This is a genomic window from Streptomyces sp. NBC_00829 (assembly GCF_045161795.1).
In the GTDB taxonomy this organism is placed as follows: domain Bacteria; phylum Actinomycetota; class Actinomycetes; order Streptomycetales; family Streptomycetaceae; genus Streptomyces.
Genome location: NZ_CP108867.1, coordinates 317,563 through 335,950, shown reverse-complemented (window position 1 = coordinate 335,950; position 18,388 = coordinate 317,563). Strand labels below are relative to the sequence as shown.

Here is an 18,388-nt window from a genome sequence, read left to right as displayed (position 1 = left end):
GGAGGAGCATCATGCACGACACCATCACGGTCGGCATCGACGGCTCCGCCGAGAGTCTGAACGCTGCCACCTGGGCAGCCCGAGAGGCCCGGCGACGCGGGCTGCGGCTCCAACTCGTCCACGTCGACAACACCCCGCACGCGCCGACAGGGCTGCCGGAGCTCGACGCCCCCGCGGAGCGTGAGAGCGACAGCCTCAACAGAGCCGTCCGCGCCCTCACCTACGGCAATCCCGGGCTGGACATCACCTGCGCCACCCTGACGGGCCCACCCGCACCGGCTCTGGTCAACGCCGCCCGGGAGTCGGCCGCACTGGCTGTCGGCTCCCGAGGACGCACCGCCCTGGAGGGCCTTCTCGTCGGTTCCGTTGCCCTGGCCGTCACGGCCACGGCCCCGTGCCCCGTCATCCTGGTGAGGCCGCAACGCGAGCGCCCGCCGGTGGCCCGCAGTTCGCGCGGTGTCACCGCTGAGCCGGTCGTCGCAGGCGTCGACGTGGACCATTCCTGCGACGAGATCCTCGCCCAGGCCTTTGCCGCGGCGGCCCTGCGGGAGGCCCCTCTGATCGTCGTCCACGCATGGAGCGTGCCGTTGCTGGCCGATTCGTCCAGCGGTCTTCCGGAGCCGGAGACGGCCAAGCGGCGGCACTTGGAGGCCGTGGTCGGCCCGTGGCGAGACAAGTACCCGGACACGCCGGTCACGCAACGGCTCGTCCACGGAACAGCCGGGCACGTCCTCCACAGGACAACCGCCGACGCGAGACTGCTCGTGGTCGGACGTCGTGCCGGCCGCTCCCAACGCCTTGGGGCGACCCTTCACTCGGTCGTCCATCATGTCGTGTGCCCGGTGGTCGTCGTCCCGCACGTCTGACGCGGAGCGTCGGCGGCTCATGGGCCTTGCTCGTCGTCACCGTGCCTGAGCGACCAACTACGGTAGGCGGCAACCGCGGTCGGCAGGGTGGGGAAGATCAGGTCGTTCCCGACGGTCGCGCTCAGCCCGTAGGCGTCCAGTTGGTCCCGCAGATCCTGCTTCACCCGTGCCATGGCGAACACGATGCCGCGCCGGGTCAGTTCACTGCGCAGCGCGTCCACCGAGTCCAGCGCGGTGATGTCAACCTCCACGTTGGCCTCGGTGTTGAGGACGAACCAGGACACCGGGCCCGTCTGGTTGGTCACGGCGGCCAGGGCCCTGCGGCGGAAGTTCTCGGCGTTGGCGAAGAACAGGGGCGAGTCGTAGCGGTAGACCAACAGGCCGGGGACGGTGCGTGCCTGCGGATAGTCGTCCACGTCGTGCATGCCGGCCAAGCCGGGCACCATACCCTCGACCGCGTCGTGCGGGCGCGCAACCCGGCTCAGCAGTTCGGCCACCGACAGGCCGACGGCCACCAGCACTCCGTAGAGGATGTCCAGAGCCAGTACCCCGGCCAGGCAGCCGAGCGCCAGCAGCAGTTCCCGCCACCGGAAGGAGGCCAGCCTGCGAAAGCCCGCCAGATCGATCATCCGGACCGCCGCGTAGACGACCAGCGCGCCCAGCACGGTCACCGGAATGCGGCTGAGGAGCGGACTGAACCACAGCAGCACCGTGAGAACGGCCGCGCAGGCAGTGAGGGAGTACACCTGGCTCCGTCCGCCCGCGGACTCGGCGAGCGCGGTTCGGCTGGCACTGCTGCTCACCGGAAATCCATGGAATGTGCCGGCGCCCAGGTTCGCCGCCCCGAGGGCGAACAGCTCCTGGTTGGCGTCCAGCTCCCGTCCGCCGTCGCGAGCGGCGAAGGCGCGCGCCGTCAGGACGACGTCGGAGTAGCCCACGATCAGAATGCCGAGAGCGGGCAGTACCAGGTCGGGGAGCCGGCCCAGGTCGGGCAGCTCGGGCCGGGGCAGGCCGGACGGCACATCGCCGATCACGGCGATGCCGTGGTCCTCCAGGCCGAACAGCGCCACCGCCGCAGTGCCGAGGACGACGACCAGAAGGGGGCCCGGCACGGCCCGCGACAGATGGGGCACAGCGAAGAGGAAGACCAGTGCGAAGGCGCTGAAGAGCACCGTGGCCGGATGCGCCTCGGACAGATGTCGCGCGATGGACCACAGCTTTGCGAATACGCTCGATCCGGTGGCCGGGATGCCGGTCAGTTTGGGCAACTGGTCCACGATCATGATCAGCGCGACGCCGGCCAGATATCCGACAAGAACCGGCCGCGACAGAAGGTCGGCGACGAAACCGAGCCGTAGCGCCCACGCCGCCAGGCACAGCAGTCCGACGGTGACGGCGAGCGCGGCGGCCAGCACGGCGTAGCGGCCCGGGTCTCCGGCGGCCAGCGGTCCGATCACGGCCGCCGTCATCAGTGCCGTGGTCGATTCGGGGCCGACCGAGAGCAGCCGGGAGGAGCCGAGCAGCGTGTACAGCACCAGGGCGGGCAGGATGGCCCACAGTCCGGTGACTGGCGGCAGACCCGCTACGCTCGCATACGCCATGACCTGGGGGATCAGATAGGCCGCCACGGTCACGCCGGCCAGCAGGTCGCCCCGCAGCCAGGAGCGCCGATACCGGGCCAGCAAGGCGATGCCGGGCGCCCCGGGCACGAAGCGCCGCCACCCGCGTCCGCCCGCGTCGGTGTCCTCGGACATGGGCCTCCTCTCACCGTTGCGCCACAGCATGCCGCCGGGGAGCCGTGACCACGAGGGCCACCCGGCCCGGCTCGGCAGAGCGAGCGCCAACCGTTACTCCGTGAGAGTGGCGGCGTGGTCCGGGACGTAGGTCTGCAGATCCTGAGGCGGCCGGATGTAGCCGGTGGATTCAGGCCGCGGCGGAAGTTCGAGCACTGGCGGCGACACGTCGCGATAGGGCACGGTCGAGAGGAGGTGGGCGATCATGTTCAGGCGGGCGCGGCGCTTGTCATCGCTCTCCACGATGTACCAGGGCGCTTCCGTGACGTCCGTGTGCACCAGCATGTCGTCCTTGGCCCGCGAGTAGGCTTCCCAGCGGGTGATCGATTCCAAGTCCATCGGCGACAGCTTCCAGCGCCGCGTCGGGTCGTCGAGGCGGCGGCGGAACCGTTCCTCCTGCACCGCGTCACTCACGGAGAACCAGTACTTGCGCAGCAGGATCCCGTCCTCGACCAGCATCCGCTCGAAGATGGGGCACTGGCGCAGGAAGCGCTGGTGCTCCTCCTTGGTGCAGAAGCCCATCACATGCTCGACCCCGGCCCGGTTGTACCAACTCCGATCGAACAGGACGATCTCCCCGGCCGCCGGCAGGTGTGCGACGTAGCGCTGGAAGTACCACTGACCGCGTTCCCGTTCGGTTGGCTTCGGCAGCGCCGCGATACGAGCGACGCGCGGGTTCAGGTGCTCGGCCACTCGCTTGATGGTGCTTCCCTTCCCCGCGGCGTCCCGCCCTTCGAACACCACAAGCACCCGGGCGCCCTCGACGCGCACCCATTCCTGTAGCTTCACCATCTCCGTCTGGAGCCTCAGCAGCTCTTTCTCATAGACCGCACGGGGCACCCTCGGCGCCGATTGCGTCTTCTTCCCGGACATGCGGCCTCCTCGGCTCGATGACACCACCCCACGCCCGGCGCGCACCTCCCGCTGAGCGGAACCGGGCGGTTGAGCGGCCGCGGAACAGGCCGAGAGCGGATGCAGAAGCATTCTCAGTCCTCGTACGCGATCACGGCAACGGGCACTGGTGCATGCCGGTGCGACCGGGTGGACCCGCGCGGGCATCCGGGTGGCGCTGTATCGCGACCCGAACGACACACGGCAGGCGGTGACACACGGTCCGGTCGCGGTGTAGCCGCGAGGATCACCACATGTCGCTCCTGCGCGCCCGGCAGCTCATCGCCGCCGAGCCCGGGAGCACTCCTGGGAAGGCACCCGTCTCACCGCCCTATGCCATCGCGGAGATTCCGGCCAGATTGTTCACCTTTGGCCATTGTCGGCAGTCCGGGCGTGCACCATAGGCGCATGGGATAGAAAGTCTCGGACGCTCGTCGGTACTTCTCTTGGCATCTCAGTGAATATTGGGGGTTTCATCGCGTGATCGGATGTGCGGACCTTGAAGTGCAGGTGGAGAAGTTCAATGAGACCGGGTATCTGGTACTGCCCGGATTCCTTCCCGCCTCCCTTGTCGGGCGCCTGGCTCCCGAAGTCGACCACTGGGTCGATTCCGGCTTGAGGAAGTTATCCATCGAGGCATCCTTGTGCCCGCAGGAATACACTCCGCCGGCGGTGGTGGAGTTACAGATGGAGGCACACGGAGAACTCGCTTCCTACGCACCGCTGCTGGAACTGCTCGGTCAGGACTGCCTGCTGGGGCCAGCCTTCGTCTTTCATCATCTTCACAGCGACCGCCGCCCGCCGGGGGACAGTGGCAAGAGCTGGCACCACGACTACGAGCAGCGCCCTCAGCGGGACCGCGAGTACCCCATGATCCATGCCCTGCACTACATCGGCGGGCTTCAGCCCGCGATGGGCTCGCTGGCCGTGATGCCCGGATCGCACCAGCAGGTTGCCGAGAAGGACGCGTGGAGCCACCTCGGAACGGCCGAACAGCCAGGCGAAGTGCTCATCGACGAGGTCCCGCCGGGCACCACAGTGCTCCTGCACTCCGCGCTGTTTCACACCCGGCGTGCCGCGCCCGGTCCGTCGGGGGACGGAAACCCTCGTTACATGATCGACGCGTCGTACTGCCGTACGGGCACGCTGTGGCCCCCGGTCAAGCCGTACTGGCGCAGCGTGCTGTCTGTCGGCCGGGAGCGGGGACTGGGGCAAGGGTGCTGGCCGGAGCTCTTCGCCGAACGGCATTTCAGCGAATACGTATGCGGAGACAGGGGAATGCCGGCATGAGGGTGCTGAAAGCCATCACCTTTGACGCGCTCACGAGCCTCTTCGGCCGTGCGCATCCGTACGACCCGAACGACGAGGCCAACTCGAACGACGAAGCCGAAACCCACATCCGTAACGCGCAGCTGACGCTGGGCGGCCGCTGGCATCAGGTGATGCTGGAGGGTACCGAAGTGCTCGACATCGTGCTGCCCTGGCATTCGGGGGAGGCCGGCGATGTCGAGCTGATCCCGAGGACGGGCTTGACCGTGGCCGCGGCTGCATCGCGGCTCGCCGTGCTGGGCACGTCGTACGCCGACACCAATCCGCTGTGCGCGCTCAAGCTGGCACGCCAGACTCATGCCTCGCCCCGGCCGTTGTTCCTCAGCACCAGACCGGTGTCCGGGCAGGACTACGAAGCACTGACGGTCCGCGAAGGGCTGATCCACCTGGACGGGCTGCACCGGATGCTGGCCTGGCAGCGGGCCGGACTGCTGGTGCCCGGCTGGTGGGTGAAGGCATACGTCGCGGGTCTATCCCCGGCCGATGTAGGGCATGGAGCTCGGCATGAGCAGGACGGACTGGATGTTCACCCCGGCCGGTAGGGCGGCCATGGTGCGGACCATGTCGACGACGTGTCCGATATCCATCGTCGGCTCGGTCCGAAGTGAGCCATCAGGCTGGCGCACCGCTGGCTGCGGCCGGTCGTGCGGGGTCACATTGCCGATGTCGATCTGCCCGCAGGAGATGTTGTAGCGGCGGCCGTCGAGCGAGAGCGAACGGGTCAGCCCGGCCACGGCGTGCTTGGCAGCGGTGAAGGCGATCGAGTCGGGCCGAGGCGCCTGGGCGGAAGGGGCACCGTTGTTGATGATCCGGCCACCTTGCGGCGACTGCCGTTTCATCATCCGAAATGCGGCCCGCGAGCACAGGAAGGTGCCGGTGGCGATGGAGTCCATGACGCGGTGCCAGTCCTCGACGCTCACATCCTCGGTGGCGGTGTAGGGCATGGTGTCGGCGGCGTTGTTGAACAGCAGATCGAGCCGGCCGAACCGGTCTTCCACAGCGGCGAACAAGTCGTCGACAGCCTCCTGTTCGGTGATGTCGGAGGAGACTGCCACGGCGCGGTCCCGGTCTCGCTCGGGCGCGAGCGTGGCGGTCTCCTCCAGCGGGGCCGTACGCCGTCCGGTCAGTACGACCCTCCAGCCGTCGGCCAACAAGCCCAGTGCGCACGCCCGCCCGACACCGCTCCCCGCCCCCGTGACCACAGCAGTCTTCACCGACACGTTGCACCCGCCTTCTCTCGGAGAGCCGCTTCTCGACGTATGGCTCTCGGAGCGTGTCCCACAGCCTTCTCATCCAAACAGGAGCAGCAGTGAATGGCGTTTTCCCGGCACTGGGTGGCACCGGCGGCAGCCGGTCCTGGTTCGAGCGCGCCCAGGCATCCCTCGCCGGCGGGATCAGCTCCTCCGCCCGGCTGACCTCAACCGGACCACACCCTTACCCGCTCTACATGCACAGCGGATCGGGCGCCCGCATCCGTGACGTCGACGGCAACGAGTACATCGACTACCTGATCTCCTACGGCAGTGCCGTCCTGGGCCATGCCTCCCCTCTTCTGACCGAAGCCCTCACCCAGGTACTGCACACCGGCACGATGTTCGGCACCTGCAACGTGCCGGAGGTCGAGCTGGCCGAGCTCATCTGCCAGATGGTGCCCTGCGCGGATCTGGTCCGTTTCGCCAACTCGGGGAGCGAAGCGGTACAGGGCGCGGTCCGCGCGGCGCGCGGACACACCGGACGGTCCGGCATCCTGAAGTTCGAGGGGCACTACCACGGGTGGTCCGACACGCTGGCCATCTCCAACCGCCCGACCGCCGCTCAAGCCGGGCCGTACGGCACACCACACCCCGTACCCCACTCACCCGGCATTCCGCCCGGTGTCGTGGACGATGTGGTGGTCTGCCCGTGGAACGACCCCGCTGCCCTGCGAGCCGCCCTCGACGCCCACAAGGACCTGGCGGCCGTCATCTGCGAACCCATTGTGGCCAACAACGCTTGCACCATGCCCGACGCGGGCTTCCTGGACCTGCTCCGCGACGAGTGCACGGCACGCGGGATCGTGCTGATCTTCGACGAAGTGTGCACCGGATTCCGAACAGGCCCCGGCGGAGCTCAGGCACTCTTCGAGGTGCTGCCGGACCTCGCGGTGTTCTCCAAGGCACTGGGCGGGGGTCTCCCGATCGCCGCCTTCGCCGGTCGGCGCGAAGTGATGGAGCCGCTGGCGCGGGGAGAGGTGAAACACGGCGGCACGTACAACGCGTCACCACTGTGCGCCACGGCCGCTCTGGTGACACTTCGCGCCCTCAACGACCCCGCCGTCACCAAACGGATCGACGAGATCGGCCGCCGTGTGATGGAAACCGTGCGACGCGCTGCTCGTGACAGGGGTGTACCCTGCGCGGTCCAAGGGTTGGGAGCCATGTTCCAAGTCGTGTTCTCCCCGGACGGCACACCCACACGGCGGTACCGGGACCTGCTGCTGGCCGACCAGCCCCGGTACGACGCCTTCCGCCACGAACTCCTCAAACGCGGTGTCCACACCAACGCCTACGCCATGGCCTGTTGGTTCGTGCCCGCCACTGTGACGGACGACGACCTCACGGCCACGTGCCGGGCCGTGGAGGAAGCATTCGCGGAACTGTAGGCGCACTGCGCGGGCTCGGCGCCGACCTCGACGACAGTCTCGCGCCGATGGAATCCGCGACCTTTTCGCCGCGGGCGCTGGAGAGCCGGCAGGCGAAGACGTCCATGCCCGAATGGCGTCAGGGGGGACTGTCAGCGGCGTGGCCGACGAGCGGCAGGGAGAACCAGACGGCCTTGCCCTCGGCCGTCGGGAGGGTGCCCCACGAACTGGCGAGGGAGTCGACGAGAAGCAGGCCGCGGCCGGATTCCGCGTCGGGGGCGGCGAAGCGGGCCTGGGGCAGAATCGGGCTGCCGTCGCAGACTTCGACGCTCAGTTCCCGTCCGGCGTGACGCAGCCGGAGCCGGACGGGACCGCAGCTGTGGCTCACGGCGTTGGAGAGCAGCTCGGAGGCGAGCAGGCAGGCGGTCTCACGCAGATGCTCGTCGTCCTTGCCCCACAAGGCCAGGGTGGACTGCAGGAATCGTCGTCCCTCGCCAACGCTCCTCGGGTCCGCGGCCAGGACCACGGTTTGCGAGGTCACCGGCGCGTCCGGAATGCGGGCGAGCAGAAGGGTGACATCGTCCGGGTTGTCGTCGGCGTCCGGCAGCAGCTCGGCCAACAGCCGGTCGGCGGCCTCTTCCAGGCCATCGGTCGTCGCGAGTGCCTTCTCCAGCACGGCGGCGAGGCCGTCCACCTGTCCTTCGATGTCGCTGCCCGGTGTTTCCACCAAGCCGTCGGTGTAGAGCGCGAGCACCGAGCCCGGCTCGACCCTGTGCCGGCTCTGGTGGTGGGGTACCTCACCCACCCCGAGCGGAACGCTCACTTCCACGGGCAGCCGGCTCACCTCGCCACCCGGAGCGACCAGCAGGAGCGGCAGATGTCCGGCCGAGCAGACGGTGAGTTCGGCCGCGTCCGCGTCGACGACGAGGTAGCAGCAGGTGACGAATTGGTCCGGGAGTTCGCTCACCACCGCGTCGAGGGCGCGCATGAGCTGCCAGGGTGGCATCCCGGTCTTGGCCAGGGCGTGGGAGGCGGATCTCAGTTGGCCCATGACGGCGGCGGCGTCCAGTCCCCGACCCATGACGTCGCCGATGACGATGCCGACCCGGCCACCGCCCAGGGGGATCAGGTCGAACCAGTCGCCGCCCACGCCGGCGCCCTGCCGGGCCGGGAAGTAGCGGCTCGCCGTCGGCATCCCGGGTACGTCCGGCGGTGATCCCATGAGGCTGCGCTGGAGGGTGAGGGCGACGTGGCGCTGCTGCTCGTAGAGCTGCGCGAGCATCTCAGCGGCGGCCTTGCGGTCCGTGACGTCACGGATGGCCGCGGACACCAGCGTGCCGTCGGGGGTCTCCAGGGGGCTGAGGCTGATCTCGACCGGGAACTCGCGCCCGTCGCGGCGCAGTCCGTAGAGCTCCAGTCCCGCGCCCATGGGACGCACCCTCCGGTTGACGAAGTAGCCATGCCGGAAGCCGGAGTGGTGCCCGCGGAACCGCTGCGGGACGAGTACTTCGACCGGCCGCCCCAGCAGCTCCTCGCGGGCGTACCCGAAGAGCGCCTCCGTCTGGGCGTTGACGAGCTGGATGGCGCCGCTCTCATCGACGATCACCATCGCGTCGGGCGCCGCCTCGAGCAGCGCCCGGAAGCGCTCCTCGGCAGCCCGACGCTCGCTCACGTCCCGCACGGCCGCCGAAATCAGCAGGCCCTCCGGGGTCTCCAGGGGGCTGAGGCTGATCTCGACCGGGAACTCGCGCCCGTCGCGGCGCAGTCCGTACAGGTCCAGTCCCATGCCCATGGGGCGCACCTGGCGGCTGGCCGCGTAGTCGAGCCGGTGGCCCCGGTGATGGCCACGGAACCGTTCGGGCACCAGGATGTCGATGAGGCGCCCCAGCAGTTCCTGCCGCGGATAGCCGAACAGGGCCTCCGTCTGGGCGTTCACCAGTCGGATCACCCCGGCGTCGTCCACGATCACCATCGCGTCCGGTGCCGCTTCCAGCAGAGCCCTGAACGGTTCTTCAGTCGTCGTTGCCACGCTGTGCCTCGCACTCGCCGAATACCGCAGAGGCGGACATCCGACCACATGGCCGAAACGCCCACCCCGGATTGACCGGCATGGGAAGGCAATTGACCGGTTCTGCACACCGTCGATACCGACTCTGCACGACATCGACGGACGAGTTGCGGCAGTCGAGTCTCTATTCGATGGTGCGGGCCGAGCGGCGCTTCGGGTTGTGGCAGAGCGGCCCGTAGACCCGGCTTTCCGTGAGGGATCCGAGGTGGCGCGGTGGCGAGTACATGGGGATCCCGCGATGGTGCCCTGTCGACACGCCGCGGGGGCCAGGGCGGTGCGACGGCGTACCCAGGATATTTGGGTCACTTTGTGGCTGAAAGCAGAGAGTTGTGCAACTTACGTGGCAGCTGCAAGTCTCACCCTGCGTACGGTAGGGCAACGACGTCGGGGAGCGGTTCATGAGACGTGTGTGGGCAGTGGGCGTTGCGTGTGTGTTGGCGGGTGCGGGGCTGATGAGTGCGGGCCCGGCTGGCGCCGTGTCGCAGCCCGCAGAGGTCGCCGCGTCGGCCTCGACGTGTTCGACCGACTGGGGCAGTACCGTCAAGTCGGCCCTGGACACCGACGCGAAGCCGCTGAGGAACATCACGACGGCCCAGAGCGGGTGCTACGACCGCATGGTCTTCGATGTCAAGGGGGCCACGGGCAAGCTCGGCTACTACGTCGGCTACGTCGACGCGTTCCACCAGGATGGCTCCGGCGACCCGATACCGGTCGGCGGGGGTGCCATTCTCGAGATCTACGTATCTGCCCCCAGCTATGACCCGGTGACATCCCGTCAGACCTATGGCGGACAGGCCGGAAAACCGCTCCCGGGGGTGGACATGGCCGGGTACAAGACGTTCAGGGACGCCCGGTTCGGCGCGAGCTTCGAGGGGCGTACGCAGGTCGGGCTCGGAGTTCGGGCCAGGCTTCCGTTCCGGGTGCTGCAGGCCGGCGACAAACTGACCGTGGATGTCGCCCATAAGTGGTGAAATGCGGCGCCGGTGGACACCTCCGCCCGGGGGCAGCGAGTGACAACGCGTGCGGAGGTACATCAGTGGATTCGGAAGTCCGAAGTCACCCGTTTCGGTCGGCCTCCTGAGCCGCACGTTCCAGCCTGCTCCGATGGTTCTCCCACCACGCCGAGTCACCCGGCGGCATGCTGTCGTTGCCTTTGTTCATCCCCACCACGCCGTCTACGAGTTCCCGGATGATGTCGGCGTGCCCGGCGTGCCGGTGCGTATCAGCAATCACGCGCACCACGGCATGATGCAGCGTCACCTCGTCCCTGCCGTGCGGCCACCATGGCACCCTGCCGATCGTGTCCAGCGCCAGCGCGTCGATCGTCGCGTCCGCGTGCGCCCATGCCCGGCGGTACAGCTCCACGATGTGCTCGCGTGACTCGTCGACGGTGGCCCACATATCCGCGTTGGCCTCGGCACCGTCTTCGAGCCAGGGCAACTGCTCGCCGGACGGCCGTCGGAAGGTGTCGCCGAGGTAGCCGAGCTCCACGCCGGCCACGTGCTTCACCAGGCCCAGCAGGTTGGTGCCGGTCGGCGTCAGCGGCCGGCGGATGTCGTACTCCGAGAGCCCTTCGAGCTTCCACAACAGGGCATCGCGGGCGGACTGCAGGTAGAAGTGAAGGTCAGCCTTGGCATCCGATGCGGTCATGGAGCCAGTCTGCCGCTCGCGCGATCTTTGTCCACCGGGTATGTCCGCTCCTCGCGGCGAACGAGACCGGCTGATCGACGGCACGCACGTCTGCCCCGGAGCCGGCGCGGACGGGGGCGGCGAGCTGGAAGCGCGAAGCGACGACGTGAACCGCTGCGACTGGGGTCCATCGCCAAACGATCTTGCACGATGGATCACGGAGCCGGGCATTTCGGCGTGACACGAAGACCTCCGGGCGGTGTGTGCCGGGACAGCTCCACCACACCGGAGGTCTTCGTCATGATCAAGACCCATGAGTGTTAACAACGCTCGTGATCAATACACCAAGGCCCTGTTGACTTGCTGTCGGTGTCCGGCTGCGAGGGGAACGCGAAACCGGTCAACCGTCACGCCAGTTAGTGCCCCTTACCTGTAGCCGCCCCGGGACTGATCCGAGTCGGCCGGGGGCTGGTTGTTGTCGGCGTCGCCCTGGTTGTCGTCGGCGTTCGAGTCGCCCTGGCCCTGGTTGTCGTCGCCCTGGCCCTGGTTGTTGTCGGCGTCGCCCTGGTTGTTGTCGGCGTTCGAGTCGCCCTGGCCCTGGTTGTCGTCGGCGTTCGAGTCGCCCTGGCCCTGGTTGTCGTCGCCCTGGCCCTGGTTGTTGTCGGCGTCGCCCTGGTTGTCGTCGGCGTTCGAGTCGCCCTGGCCCTGGTTGTCGTCGCCCGGGGTCTGGTTGCCGTCGGCGGGGGGCTGATCAGGCTGGCCGGGGTCGCTGGGTGAGGCTTCTTCCCCATCGCCGGCTCGGCTGATGAACTCGTAGTCCGCCTGGTACGGCACTTCTACCGTGTCTGCAGGCTCGCACGATCCGGTCGGCGCAACTCCGCCGCTCGTGTTCAGACGGCGGACTGTCACCACATTGGCCAGGTCTCCACTGGACTGACCCGACTGCGTGGCCGCCAGCTCCAGCTCCGGAATGTCGTTGGCCCCCCGCGGGGTCTTGGTGACCACCTTGCCGGTCACCGCGCTGCCGTCCCGCGCGACCCACTGCGGTGGACCGGCATCGGGGTTGACGAAGGAGTGCTCGATGCCCCCCTCGAGTGTGGCTCGCACGCCGCGTTGGGCGAAGGCGAAGGTGCCGTCGGCCTGCTGCTTGCAGGCGTAGATCTGCACGCCGGACGTTACCGCCGCGCGGAAGGTGTTCCCGCCTGCGTCCTGCGACGCGTCGGGCTGCCCATCGCTCTGCGACGCGTCGGGCTGCCCATCGCTCTGCGACGCGAAGCCCAGTCCAGTCGTCACTGCGAAGCCGCCAGCGACAATCCCGGTGCCCGCGACCAGCCAGGCGATCTTCTTCCTACGGCTGGCGGTTTGCTTCCTTGACATTCCGTTCCTCATTTCTCGTCGCGACGCATGGCGGTGTCAGCAATTACAGCGAAGAAGGTCGATGACGGCGCGGCTGATGCAATGTGACGCGCACCTTTCCGGCGCTACCCCATCCATTTCGGAGTGAAGGTAAGACCCGACGAACTCGTCACCAGGACTCTTCAGTCGGTGATTACTGACATGCCTCCCGGTCGATGGCTGGTGCGGAAACCTGTTCCGCGATCTGATGTACGCACCTGCTCGTCCGACCGCTCAGTGGTCGTCGCGGAAACCGCCCCGGAATGCGCTGGGTGGGGGTGACGGCCATTTCGATGCAGCCGTTGCCGTGAGCAAAATCCCAGGTCAGAGCGGCTGAAGGCACCTGATCGACGCCCTTCACGGGGTGCCCCACAATATTTCGCCGACAGACCGAAACTCCGCACCGAAAGAACCGAAACGTTATGACTGAGTGGGTTACTGGTCTTGCCTCGGTCGCTACGTTCTGATAGGGCGAAGTCTCGGTCGCAAGGCACAATTCAAGGCCATGCCGTCTGCGGGAAAGGGCTACGCCCCGGGACCGGATGCCCGGGGAATATCGACCGCGCAGCGCGCATTTTTTTGTCATGCGGTCGCCACTACGGCAGCGGGGTGCCGCCCTTGCCCACGTAGATGGAGTCTCCCAGCTTGCGCTCGCTCCAGTTGAGCTTTCCGTCCGACTCGATGGTGTCGGTCGGGCCGGTCCGGCGGATTCCTTGGGGCACCAGGGTGGTGGAACCGCCACCGTCGAGGTTCATGGCGTCCACCACGGGCCACCCGCGGTCGCCACCGGTGCAACGGGAGACCTGCTGGAGCAGACGCTCGCCGGCGCGACGGATGTCCGTCAGATCGCGACAACACTCACATAATGGACGAGTCGACCTCGGGCTGAGCATCTGACCTCGGTACCACCGCCGGGGAGATGAGTACGCGAGCTCAGGCCCTCCGCCGGCGCCGGAGCGATGATGTTGATCGCCTCGCCGTCCGAAACCGAGGAGTTCCGCCACGACGATCGGCACCCGGGTCATCGGCGTGCCGTGTTTCTGTCGTGCCCGAGGAGCGTGTTGTCACGAACCGAGGCGGGAGTCCGAGGACCGAGGTATCTCCCCGGTCCTCGGACTCCCGCCCGGCGGCATAAGACGATCACTTCTCGGCGAGTTGCTTGAGTGCGATGTTGAGCTTGAGGACGTTCACCGTCGGTTCTCCCATGAAGCCGAGGATCCGGCCGTCGGTGTTGTCCGCGACGAGCTTCTCGACCCGCAGATGCTTGTCGGAGGAGTAGACGCGGGTCATGTAGTCGCCGAGCGGACGGTATGCCAGTGCCAGCGCTGCGATCAGCGCGAGCAACTGGAGCACGGCGGCGAGGAACGGGCTCATCTGTGCTCAGAACCTCTCCGGGTACACAAGGGCGAGGACGAGGTAACCCAGCAGAGCGACGGCCACGACCAGGCCGACGATGTTCTCGGCAGTCACAGCTTTGCCACCCCCTTGGCGATGAGTGCCACCAACGCGAAAACCGCGATCGTGGTGACGACGAAGGCCAGGTCGGCCATCGCGAGCTCCTGAAAGAGATTCGGAAATGATCGGGCCTCTAGAGGAAAGCGCCTTTTCGGACGGACACCGCTGCCGTTGACGTGTCTCTTACGGCCATGGGTGGGCCTTTGACGGCGCTCTAACGCCCAGTACTCCGACCTGTGAAAACACCGACCGGCCGCACTCCGTTCCAGGGGGTGGCACGCGCCGAAGAGGGGGTGTTCCAGTCATGCGGAGCGTCCGTCCGGTGCGGCTGGACAGTTTCCCGTGGCCGCTCAGGAGTGCGGGCGCGTCAGTGGCATGACGTATTCCGGGTTCATTCCGGGTCTGCGCCCTTCGGCGGTGGGCACACGGCGGTGTCTCCCCGCGCCGCGTCCGCGCGCAGCCTTGCCGGTGCCGATACCGGAGCCCCGGCACCGGCACCGGCACCGGCAAGGCCCCGCGCCGCATTTCATCAGTGCCACGACAAGGGTTCGGTGCTACAGGCCGATGTCCCGTCGGCTCATGTCATCCAGTGACTCACGGCGTACGAGCGACAGGTACGGCCGCCCCCAAAGGCCCTCTCTGCGGCAAAGATCTCAGGCCGACGCCGCCGACGACATGAGCTCCTCAAGCTTGTTGAGACTCTGGGTCCAGCCTTCCACGTGAAGAGCTTGACGCCGCTCGGTGGCGAAGTCGCCCTGACTCAAGACCAACTCCGCGCGCGTACCGTCGATATCGCGAAGCGACAGCGCCACCATCGTCTCCTGATCCTCGGGATCGGGATCCTCCCACCGGAAGGTGTAGGACAGGTGTTCCGGAGGGTCGACCTCAAGAAATTCCCCCACCAGATAGAACCGATCGCCTTCCGGAGGCTGCATCGCGACCCGATAACTACCGCCTGGCCGAAGGTCGCTTTCCACACTCGGGATGGCGAAACCGTCAGGGCCCCACCACTTGGCCAGTTCCTGCGGTTCGGTCAGTGCCCGGAACACGACCGAGCGCGGTGCGCGGAGGACACGCTGCAGATGCAGTCTCAGCCGGCCGTCGTGCGTCATCACGAACCTCCTCCAACCGAAGGCGCCGAGATTGACCACCACGCTCATCCTATGTATCCCAGCTGTAGACCGCGATCTCGCTGACCAGGGACGATGTGAGGACAGGTACGAGAACAAGTGATCATCGCGTGCTGTGCGGACGGACGAAAGTCGGGCGCCGGCCGCAGGCCACATCGGCCGGACCAGCGATCGTCGGGTGACCGTGGCCCGGCGAGGCAAGGGCTCCCGGGCCCCTTCGAGCAGCTCCGGCCGATTCGGTCCAGGTCGATCAGAGCGGCCTGCGCCTGGCCGTCGCCGCGCCAGCCGTACTCTCGAGGCGTCATCTCGTTGCGAGCCAGACCAGACGCGGCCGGTTTCGGCTGGGCCGCTTGACTTGGTCCCCCGTGTTCGCGGCGTCGTACACGGCGGTCCCTGCGCAGCTGGACCATCGCCCCGGGTCCGGCATGTGGTGCAATGGTTGAGTGAAGTTTGAACATGACAACATGGTCGGGGTCCACCTGGCCGTGTCGCTGGTGAATCTCGAGTCGAGCGGTTCCTGGGGGTCTGAGGCTCTGGAACGGGCACTGCAGGAGCATGCGATCCGGCGTTCGCGTGTGACAGGCTCGGCCGGTGAGAAGATCAGGGCGTGGTCGCGGCGTTTGAGGCCCGTTTTCGAGGCTGCCTCGCAGGACGAACGGTGCGAGATGATCAACGCTCTGCTCGCGGACGGCGCTGGAAGCGTGTACCTGACCACGCACGACGACTTGCGGCCACATCTGCACTTCGCACCGGACGGCCAGGACGTCCAAAGCCGCGTGAAAGCCGTGACCGCGGGAGCTCTGGCCATCTTCACCATGGAGGCCGAGGGGGAACGGCTGGGCGTCTGCTCGCTGGACTCCTGTCGGACCGCCTTCGTCGACACCAGCCGCAGCGGTCGCCGCGCCTACTGCTGCGCACGCTGCGCCAACACCGATGCGGTCCGCCGCCACCGCGTGAAGCGACGCTAGCCTTCCGCCTGGCTGCAAGCGCTACGCCGAGACCACTGCGAGGACGAGCGGGACGGCGGCGATCCCCAGAAGTGTCTGCGTCGCGGTGATCCCGGCCATCAGCGGTGCGTCGCCGCCGAGTTGCCGCGCCATGATGTACGAGGACGATGCCGTGGGCAGGGCCTGGAAGAGCACGGCGATGATCAGCGCCTGGGAGCCCAGGCCGACCATCTGAGCCGCCAGGAGGGTCACGGCGGGCATGAGGGCGAACTTGACGGACGACGACGTGAGGATCGGCGCCGCCCACGACCGTGCCGCACCGAAGCACAGCGCGGCGCCGATGCACAGCAGCCCCAGCGGCATCGAGGCGGCTCCGAGTGCCTGGAGCGCGGGCTCGATGCCCGGCGGCAGGCGCAGATCGAGAGCCTGAAGGAGGATGCCTCCCGCGCAGGCGAGGATGAGCGGGTTGGTCACGAGCTGTTTGACGATGCCCGCAAGGCGCAGGCGTGCGCTCCCGAAACGCGCGAATACCAGCACGCACAAGACGTTGACCGTGGGCACGATCGCCGCGTTGCAGACCGCGGCGGTGGCGATGCCCTGGGTGCCGTACAGGCCAGCGGCGATGGTCACACCGATGTAGTTGTTGAACCTGACGCTGCCCTGGAAGACGGAGGTGAAGCCGTCGTCTTTGAGTCGCATCATGGGCCTGAAGGCGATGACCAGCACGGCGACTGTCACCGTGGAGGCGACCAGAGTGCCTGCCAGGGCCGCTACCGGCAGATCGTCGGTGTCGGCCGTCGCCAGACTGTGCAGGAACAGGGCCGGCAGCAGCACGTGATAGCTGAGGCGCTCGGCCGCGGACCAGAAACCCTCGGCCGTGATCATCGATCGCTTGAGCGCGTAGCCCAGCGCGATCAGCAGGACGACCGGGATCAGCGCCTTGACGGTCAGTGCGATCACGCCGGGATCCCGTCCAGCGTGGCGACGATGATGCGGCAGCGCTCTTCCAGGGTGGCGATGTCGGTGGCGAAGGAGAGCCGCAGGTGGCCCGGCGCACCGAAGGCGCTGCCCGGGACGGTCGCGCATCCCGCTTCGAGGAGGGAGTTCGCTGCCGTGAGGTCGTCACCATTCGCAAGGCGCGGAAAGAGGTAGAACGCGCCGTCGGGTTCCAGCGTGTCCAGGTGCCGGCTCTGCCGCAGAATCGCCAGAGCCGCATCGCGCCGTTGGCGGTACTTTTCACATCGTTCGACCAGCAGTTCCTGCGGCCCCCCTAGGGCGGCGACTGCGGCGATCTGGCTTACGGTCGCCGTCTGCGTGCAGTTCTGTGTCTGTACGGCGGTGATACGACGGACAAGTTCGGCCGGGCCGAACCCCCAGCCGACCCTCCAGCCTGTCATCGCGTACGCCTTGGAGACGCCGTCGACGAGCAGGATCCGCTCGCGCAGATCGGGCGCGACCTGGGCGATGCTGATGTACTCGCCCTCGCCGTAGCGGATGTGGGCGTAGATCTCGTCCGAAAGAATCATCGCCGAGGGGTGCCGTCGCAGGACCTCGGCGAGACCGGTCAGGGTGTCATGGCTGTAGGTGGCGCCCGAGGGGTTTCCGGGAGCGTTGAGCACGACCCAGCGTGTGCGTTCGGTCATGGCCGCTTCCAGGGAGTCGGCAGCGAGTCTGAACCCTGATTCGGCCGAGCAGGGAACGATCACGGGCATGGCGCCGCACAGGCGAACCATGTCCGGGTAACTCGCCCAGTAGGGCGCCGGGATGATCACCTCGTCGCCCGGGCCCAGGGTGGCGAAGAGCGCGTTGAAGATGACCTGTTTGGCACCGCATCCCACGGCCACCTCGGCATCCGTGTAACTCAAGGCGCGGTCTCGTTCCAGCGTGTGCCGTGCGGCATGGCGCAGTTCCGGTATCCCGTTGGCGGGGGTGTAGCCCAACGGGCGGGCGGCGGCCTCCTGGGCGGCAAGAACCGCGTGCGCAGGCGGGGCGAAGTCGGGCTCGCCGAGCGTGAGGTCGATGATGCGATGGCCTTCCGCGCGATACTCGGCCGCGCGGCGGGCCATCTCCAGGATGGGTGAGCCGGAAGGTGTCACCGGGCAGCCAGTCACCAGCCAGCCCTCCCCGAGGCGAACGGAACATCCGTAGAACCGGTGGCCGCTCTCTCTCGCCGGTGGGGGTGGGAAGAGTCAGTGCCCTGGGCACTGGGTGTCAAAGAGTGCATGCCGAAAGGTTGATGTAATACTGCGAGGCATGACAACCATT

18 protein-coding genes are annotated in these 18,388 nt (G+C 67.7%); 6 read left to right on the top strand and 12 right to left on the bottom strand.

What is annotated here, in order from left to right; translation table 11 throughout:
* The first annotated feature begins 11 nt into the window (after positions 1-11).
* Entirely contained in the window at positions 12-866 is an 855-nt protein-coding gene (locus OG293_RS01435; RefSeq protein WP_405996889.1) for a universal stress protein, read from the top strand.
* A gap of 17 nt (positions 867-883) precedes the next feature.
* Here the strand turns inward: OG293_RS01435 and OG293_RS01430 are convergent, their stop codons facing one another.
* Complete coding sequence (locus OG293_RS01430; RefSeq protein ID WP_405996888.1) at positions 884-2,620, bottom strand: SulP family inorganic anion transporter; 1,737 nt, start codon at positions 2,618-2,620, stop codon at positions 884-886.
* Between the two features lie 93 nt (positions 2,621-2,713).
* On the bottom strand, positions 2,714-3,532 hold the full coding sequence (gene ppk2, locus OG293_RS01425) for a polyphosphate kinase 2 (RefSeq protein WP_405996887.1): 819 nt from the start codon (positions 3,530-3,532) through the stop codon (positions 2,714-2,716).
* Positions 3,533-4,030: 498 nt separating this feature from the next.
* Between ppk2 and OG293_RS01420 the strand changes: the two genes are divergently transcribed.
* Both OG293_RS01420 and OG293_RS01415 read left to right on the top strand, forming a co-directional pair.
* Positions 4,031-4,840 (top strand): phytanoyl-CoA dioxygenase family protein, encoded by an 810-nt coding sequence (locus tag OG293_RS01420; RefSeq protein ID WP_405996886.1) that lies wholly within the window; start codon positions 4,031-4,033, stop codon positions 4,838-4,840.
* The gene (locus tag OG293_RS01415) at positions 4,837-5,421 is read left to right on the top strand and encodes a DUF6309 family protein (protein WP_405996885.1); all 585 of its coding nucleotides are present in this window, start codon (positions 4,837-4,839) and stop codon (positions 5,419-5,421) included. The genes OG293_RS01420 and OG293_RS01415 overlap by 4 nt, the downstream gene beginning before the upstream one ends.
* Here OG293_RS01415 and OG293_RS01410 read toward each other — a convergent pair.
* The gene (locus tag OG293_RS01410) at positions 5,350-6,099 is read right to left on the bottom strand and encodes an SDR family oxidoreductase (protein ID WP_405996884.1); all 750 of its coding nucleotides are present in this window, start codon (positions 6,097-6,099) and stop codon (positions 5,350-5,352) included. The genes OG293_RS01415 and OG293_RS01410 overlap by 72 nt on opposite strands.
* 89 nt (positions 6,100-6,188) lie before the next feature.
* Between OG293_RS01410 and OG293_RS01405 the strand changes: the two genes are divergently transcribed.
* Positions 6,189-7,520 (top strand): aspartate aminotransferase family protein, encoded by a 1,332-nt coding sequence (locus OG293_RS01405; protein WP_405996883.1) that lies wholly within the window; start codon positions 6,189-6,191, stop codon positions 7,518-7,520.
* A 118-nt stretch (positions 7,521-7,638) separates the two neighbouring features.
* Here OG293_RS01405 and OG293_RS01400 read toward each other — a convergent pair whose 3' ends face one another.
* Complete coding sequence (locus OG293_RS01400; protein ID WP_405996882.1) at positions 7,639-9,528, bottom strand: PAS domain S-box protein; 1,890 nt, start codon at positions 9,526-9,528, stop codon at positions 7,639-7,641.
* A gap of 515 nt (positions 9,529-10,043) precedes the next feature.
* On the opposite strand from OG293_RS01400, the gene OG293_RS01395 reads away from it, so the two are divergent.
* Positions 10,044-10,538: a hypothetical protein gene (locus OG293_RS01395; protein WP_405996881.1), complete on the top strand. Its 495-nt coding sequence runs from the start codon at positions 10,044-10,046 to the stop codon at positions 10,536-10,538.
* An 85-nt stretch (positions 10,539-10,623) separates the two neighbouring features.
* Here the strand turns inward: OG293_RS01395 and OG293_RS01390 are convergent, their stop codons facing one another.
* From OG293_RS01390 to OG293_RS01365, 6 genes are all read right to left on the bottom strand, one after another.
* The gene (locus tag OG293_RS01390) at positions 10,624-11,217 is read right to left on the bottom strand and encodes a DinB family protein (protein WP_405996880.1); all 594 of its coding nucleotides are present in this window, start codon (positions 11,215-11,217) and stop codon (positions 10,624-10,626) included.
* A 405-nt stretch (positions 11,218-11,622) separates the two neighbouring features.
* The gene (locus OG293_RS01385) at positions 11,623-12,573 is read right to left on the bottom strand and encodes a DUF3455 domain-containing protein (protein WP_405996879.1); all 951 of its coding nucleotides are present in this window, start codon (positions 12,571-12,573) and stop codon (positions 11,623-11,625) included.
* Between the two features lie 614 nt (positions 12,574-13,187).
* A complete protein-coding gene (locus OG293_RS01380; protein WP_405996878.1) occupies positions 13,188-13,346 on the bottom strand; it encodes a hypothetical protein in 159 nt (52 codons plus the stop codon).
* Between the two features lie 385 nt (positions 13,347-13,731).
* Positions 13,732-13,965, bottom strand: coding sequence for a potassium-transporting ATPase subunit C (locus tag OG293_RS01375; protein ID WP_405996877.1), 234 nt, complete (start codon positions 13,963-13,965; stop codon positions 13,732-13,734).
* A 6-nt stretch (positions 13,966-13,971) separates the two neighbouring features.
* On the bottom strand, positions 13,972-14,061 hold the full coding sequence (gene kdpF / locus OG293_RS01370; RefSeq protein ID WP_175264873.1) for a K(+)-transporting ATPase subunit F: 90 nt from the start codon (positions 14,059-14,061) through the stop codon (positions 13,972-13,974).
* Between the two features lie 638 nt (positions 14,062-14,699).
* Entirely contained in the window at positions 14,700-15,206 is a 507-nt protein-coding gene (locus OG293_RS01365) for an SRPBCC domain-containing protein (RefSeq protein ID WP_405996876.1), read from the bottom strand.
* Positions 15,207-15,619: 413 nt separating this feature from the next.
* On the opposite strand from OG293_RS01365, the gene OG293_RS01360 reads away from it, so the two are divergent.
* Complete coding sequence (locus OG293_RS01360) at positions 15,620-16,144, top strand: CGNR zinc finger domain-containing protein (protein WP_405996875.1); 525 nt, start codon at positions 15,620-15,622, stop codon at positions 16,142-16,144.
* 21 nt (positions 16,145-16,165) lie between these two features.
* Here OG293_RS01360 and OG293_RS01355 read toward each other — a convergent pair whose 3' ends face one another.
* Entirely contained in the window at positions 16,166-17,083 is a 918-nt protein-coding gene (locus OG293_RS01355; RefSeq protein WP_405996874.1) for an AEC family transporter, read from the bottom strand.
* Positions 17,080-18,234, bottom strand: coding sequence for a pyridoxal phosphate-dependent aminotransferase (locus OG293_RS01350; protein ID WP_405996873.1), 1,155 nt, complete (start codon positions 18,232-18,234; stop codon positions 17,080-17,082). The genes OG293_RS01355 and OG293_RS01350 overlap by 4 nt, the downstream gene beginning before the upstream one ends.
* Positions 18,235-18,388 lie beyond the last annotated feature (154 nt).

What these genes read in the sequence shown, in the direction of transcription:
- OG293_RS01390 (WP_405996880.1), bottom strand. Translation starts at nt 11,217, where the DNA reads ATGACCGCATCGGATGCCAAGGCTGACCTTCACTTCTACCTGCAGTCC.
- OG293_RS01415 (WP_405996885.1), top strand. Translation starts at nt 4,837, where the DNA reads ATGAGGGTGCTGAAAGCCATCACCTTTGACGCGCTCACGAGCCTCTTC.
- OG293_RS01380 (WP_405996878.1), bottom strand. Translation starts at nt 13,346, where the DNA reads ATGAACCTCGACGGTGGCGGTTCCACCACCCTGGTGCCCCAAGGAATC.
- OG293_RS01385 (WP_405996879.1), bottom strand. Translation starts at nt 12,573, where the DNA reads ATGTCAAGGAAGCAAACCGCCAGCCGTAGGAAGAAGATCGCCTGGCTG.
- OG293_RS01375 (WP_405996877.1), bottom strand. Translation starts at nt 13,965, where the DNA reads ATGAGCCCGTTCCTCGCCGCCGTGCTCCAGTTGCTCGCGCTGATCGCA.
- OG293_RS01365 (WP_405996876.1), bottom strand. Translation starts at nt 15,206, where the DNA reads ATGAGCGTGGTGGTCAATCTCGGCGCCTTCGGTTGGAGGAGGTTCGTG.
- OG293_RS01435 (WP_405996889.1), top strand. Translation starts at nt 12, where the DNA reads ATGCACGACACCATCACGGTCGGCATCGACGGCTCCGCCGAGAGTCTG.
- OG293_RS01430 (WP_405996888.1), bottom strand. Translation starts at nt 2,620, where the DNA reads ATGTCCGAGGACACCGACGCGGGCGGACGCGGGTGGCGGCGCTTCGTG.
- ppk2 (WP_405996887.1), bottom strand. Translation starts at nt 3,532, where the DNA reads ATGTCCGGGAAGAAGACGCAATCGGCGCCGAGGGTGCCCCGTGCGGTC.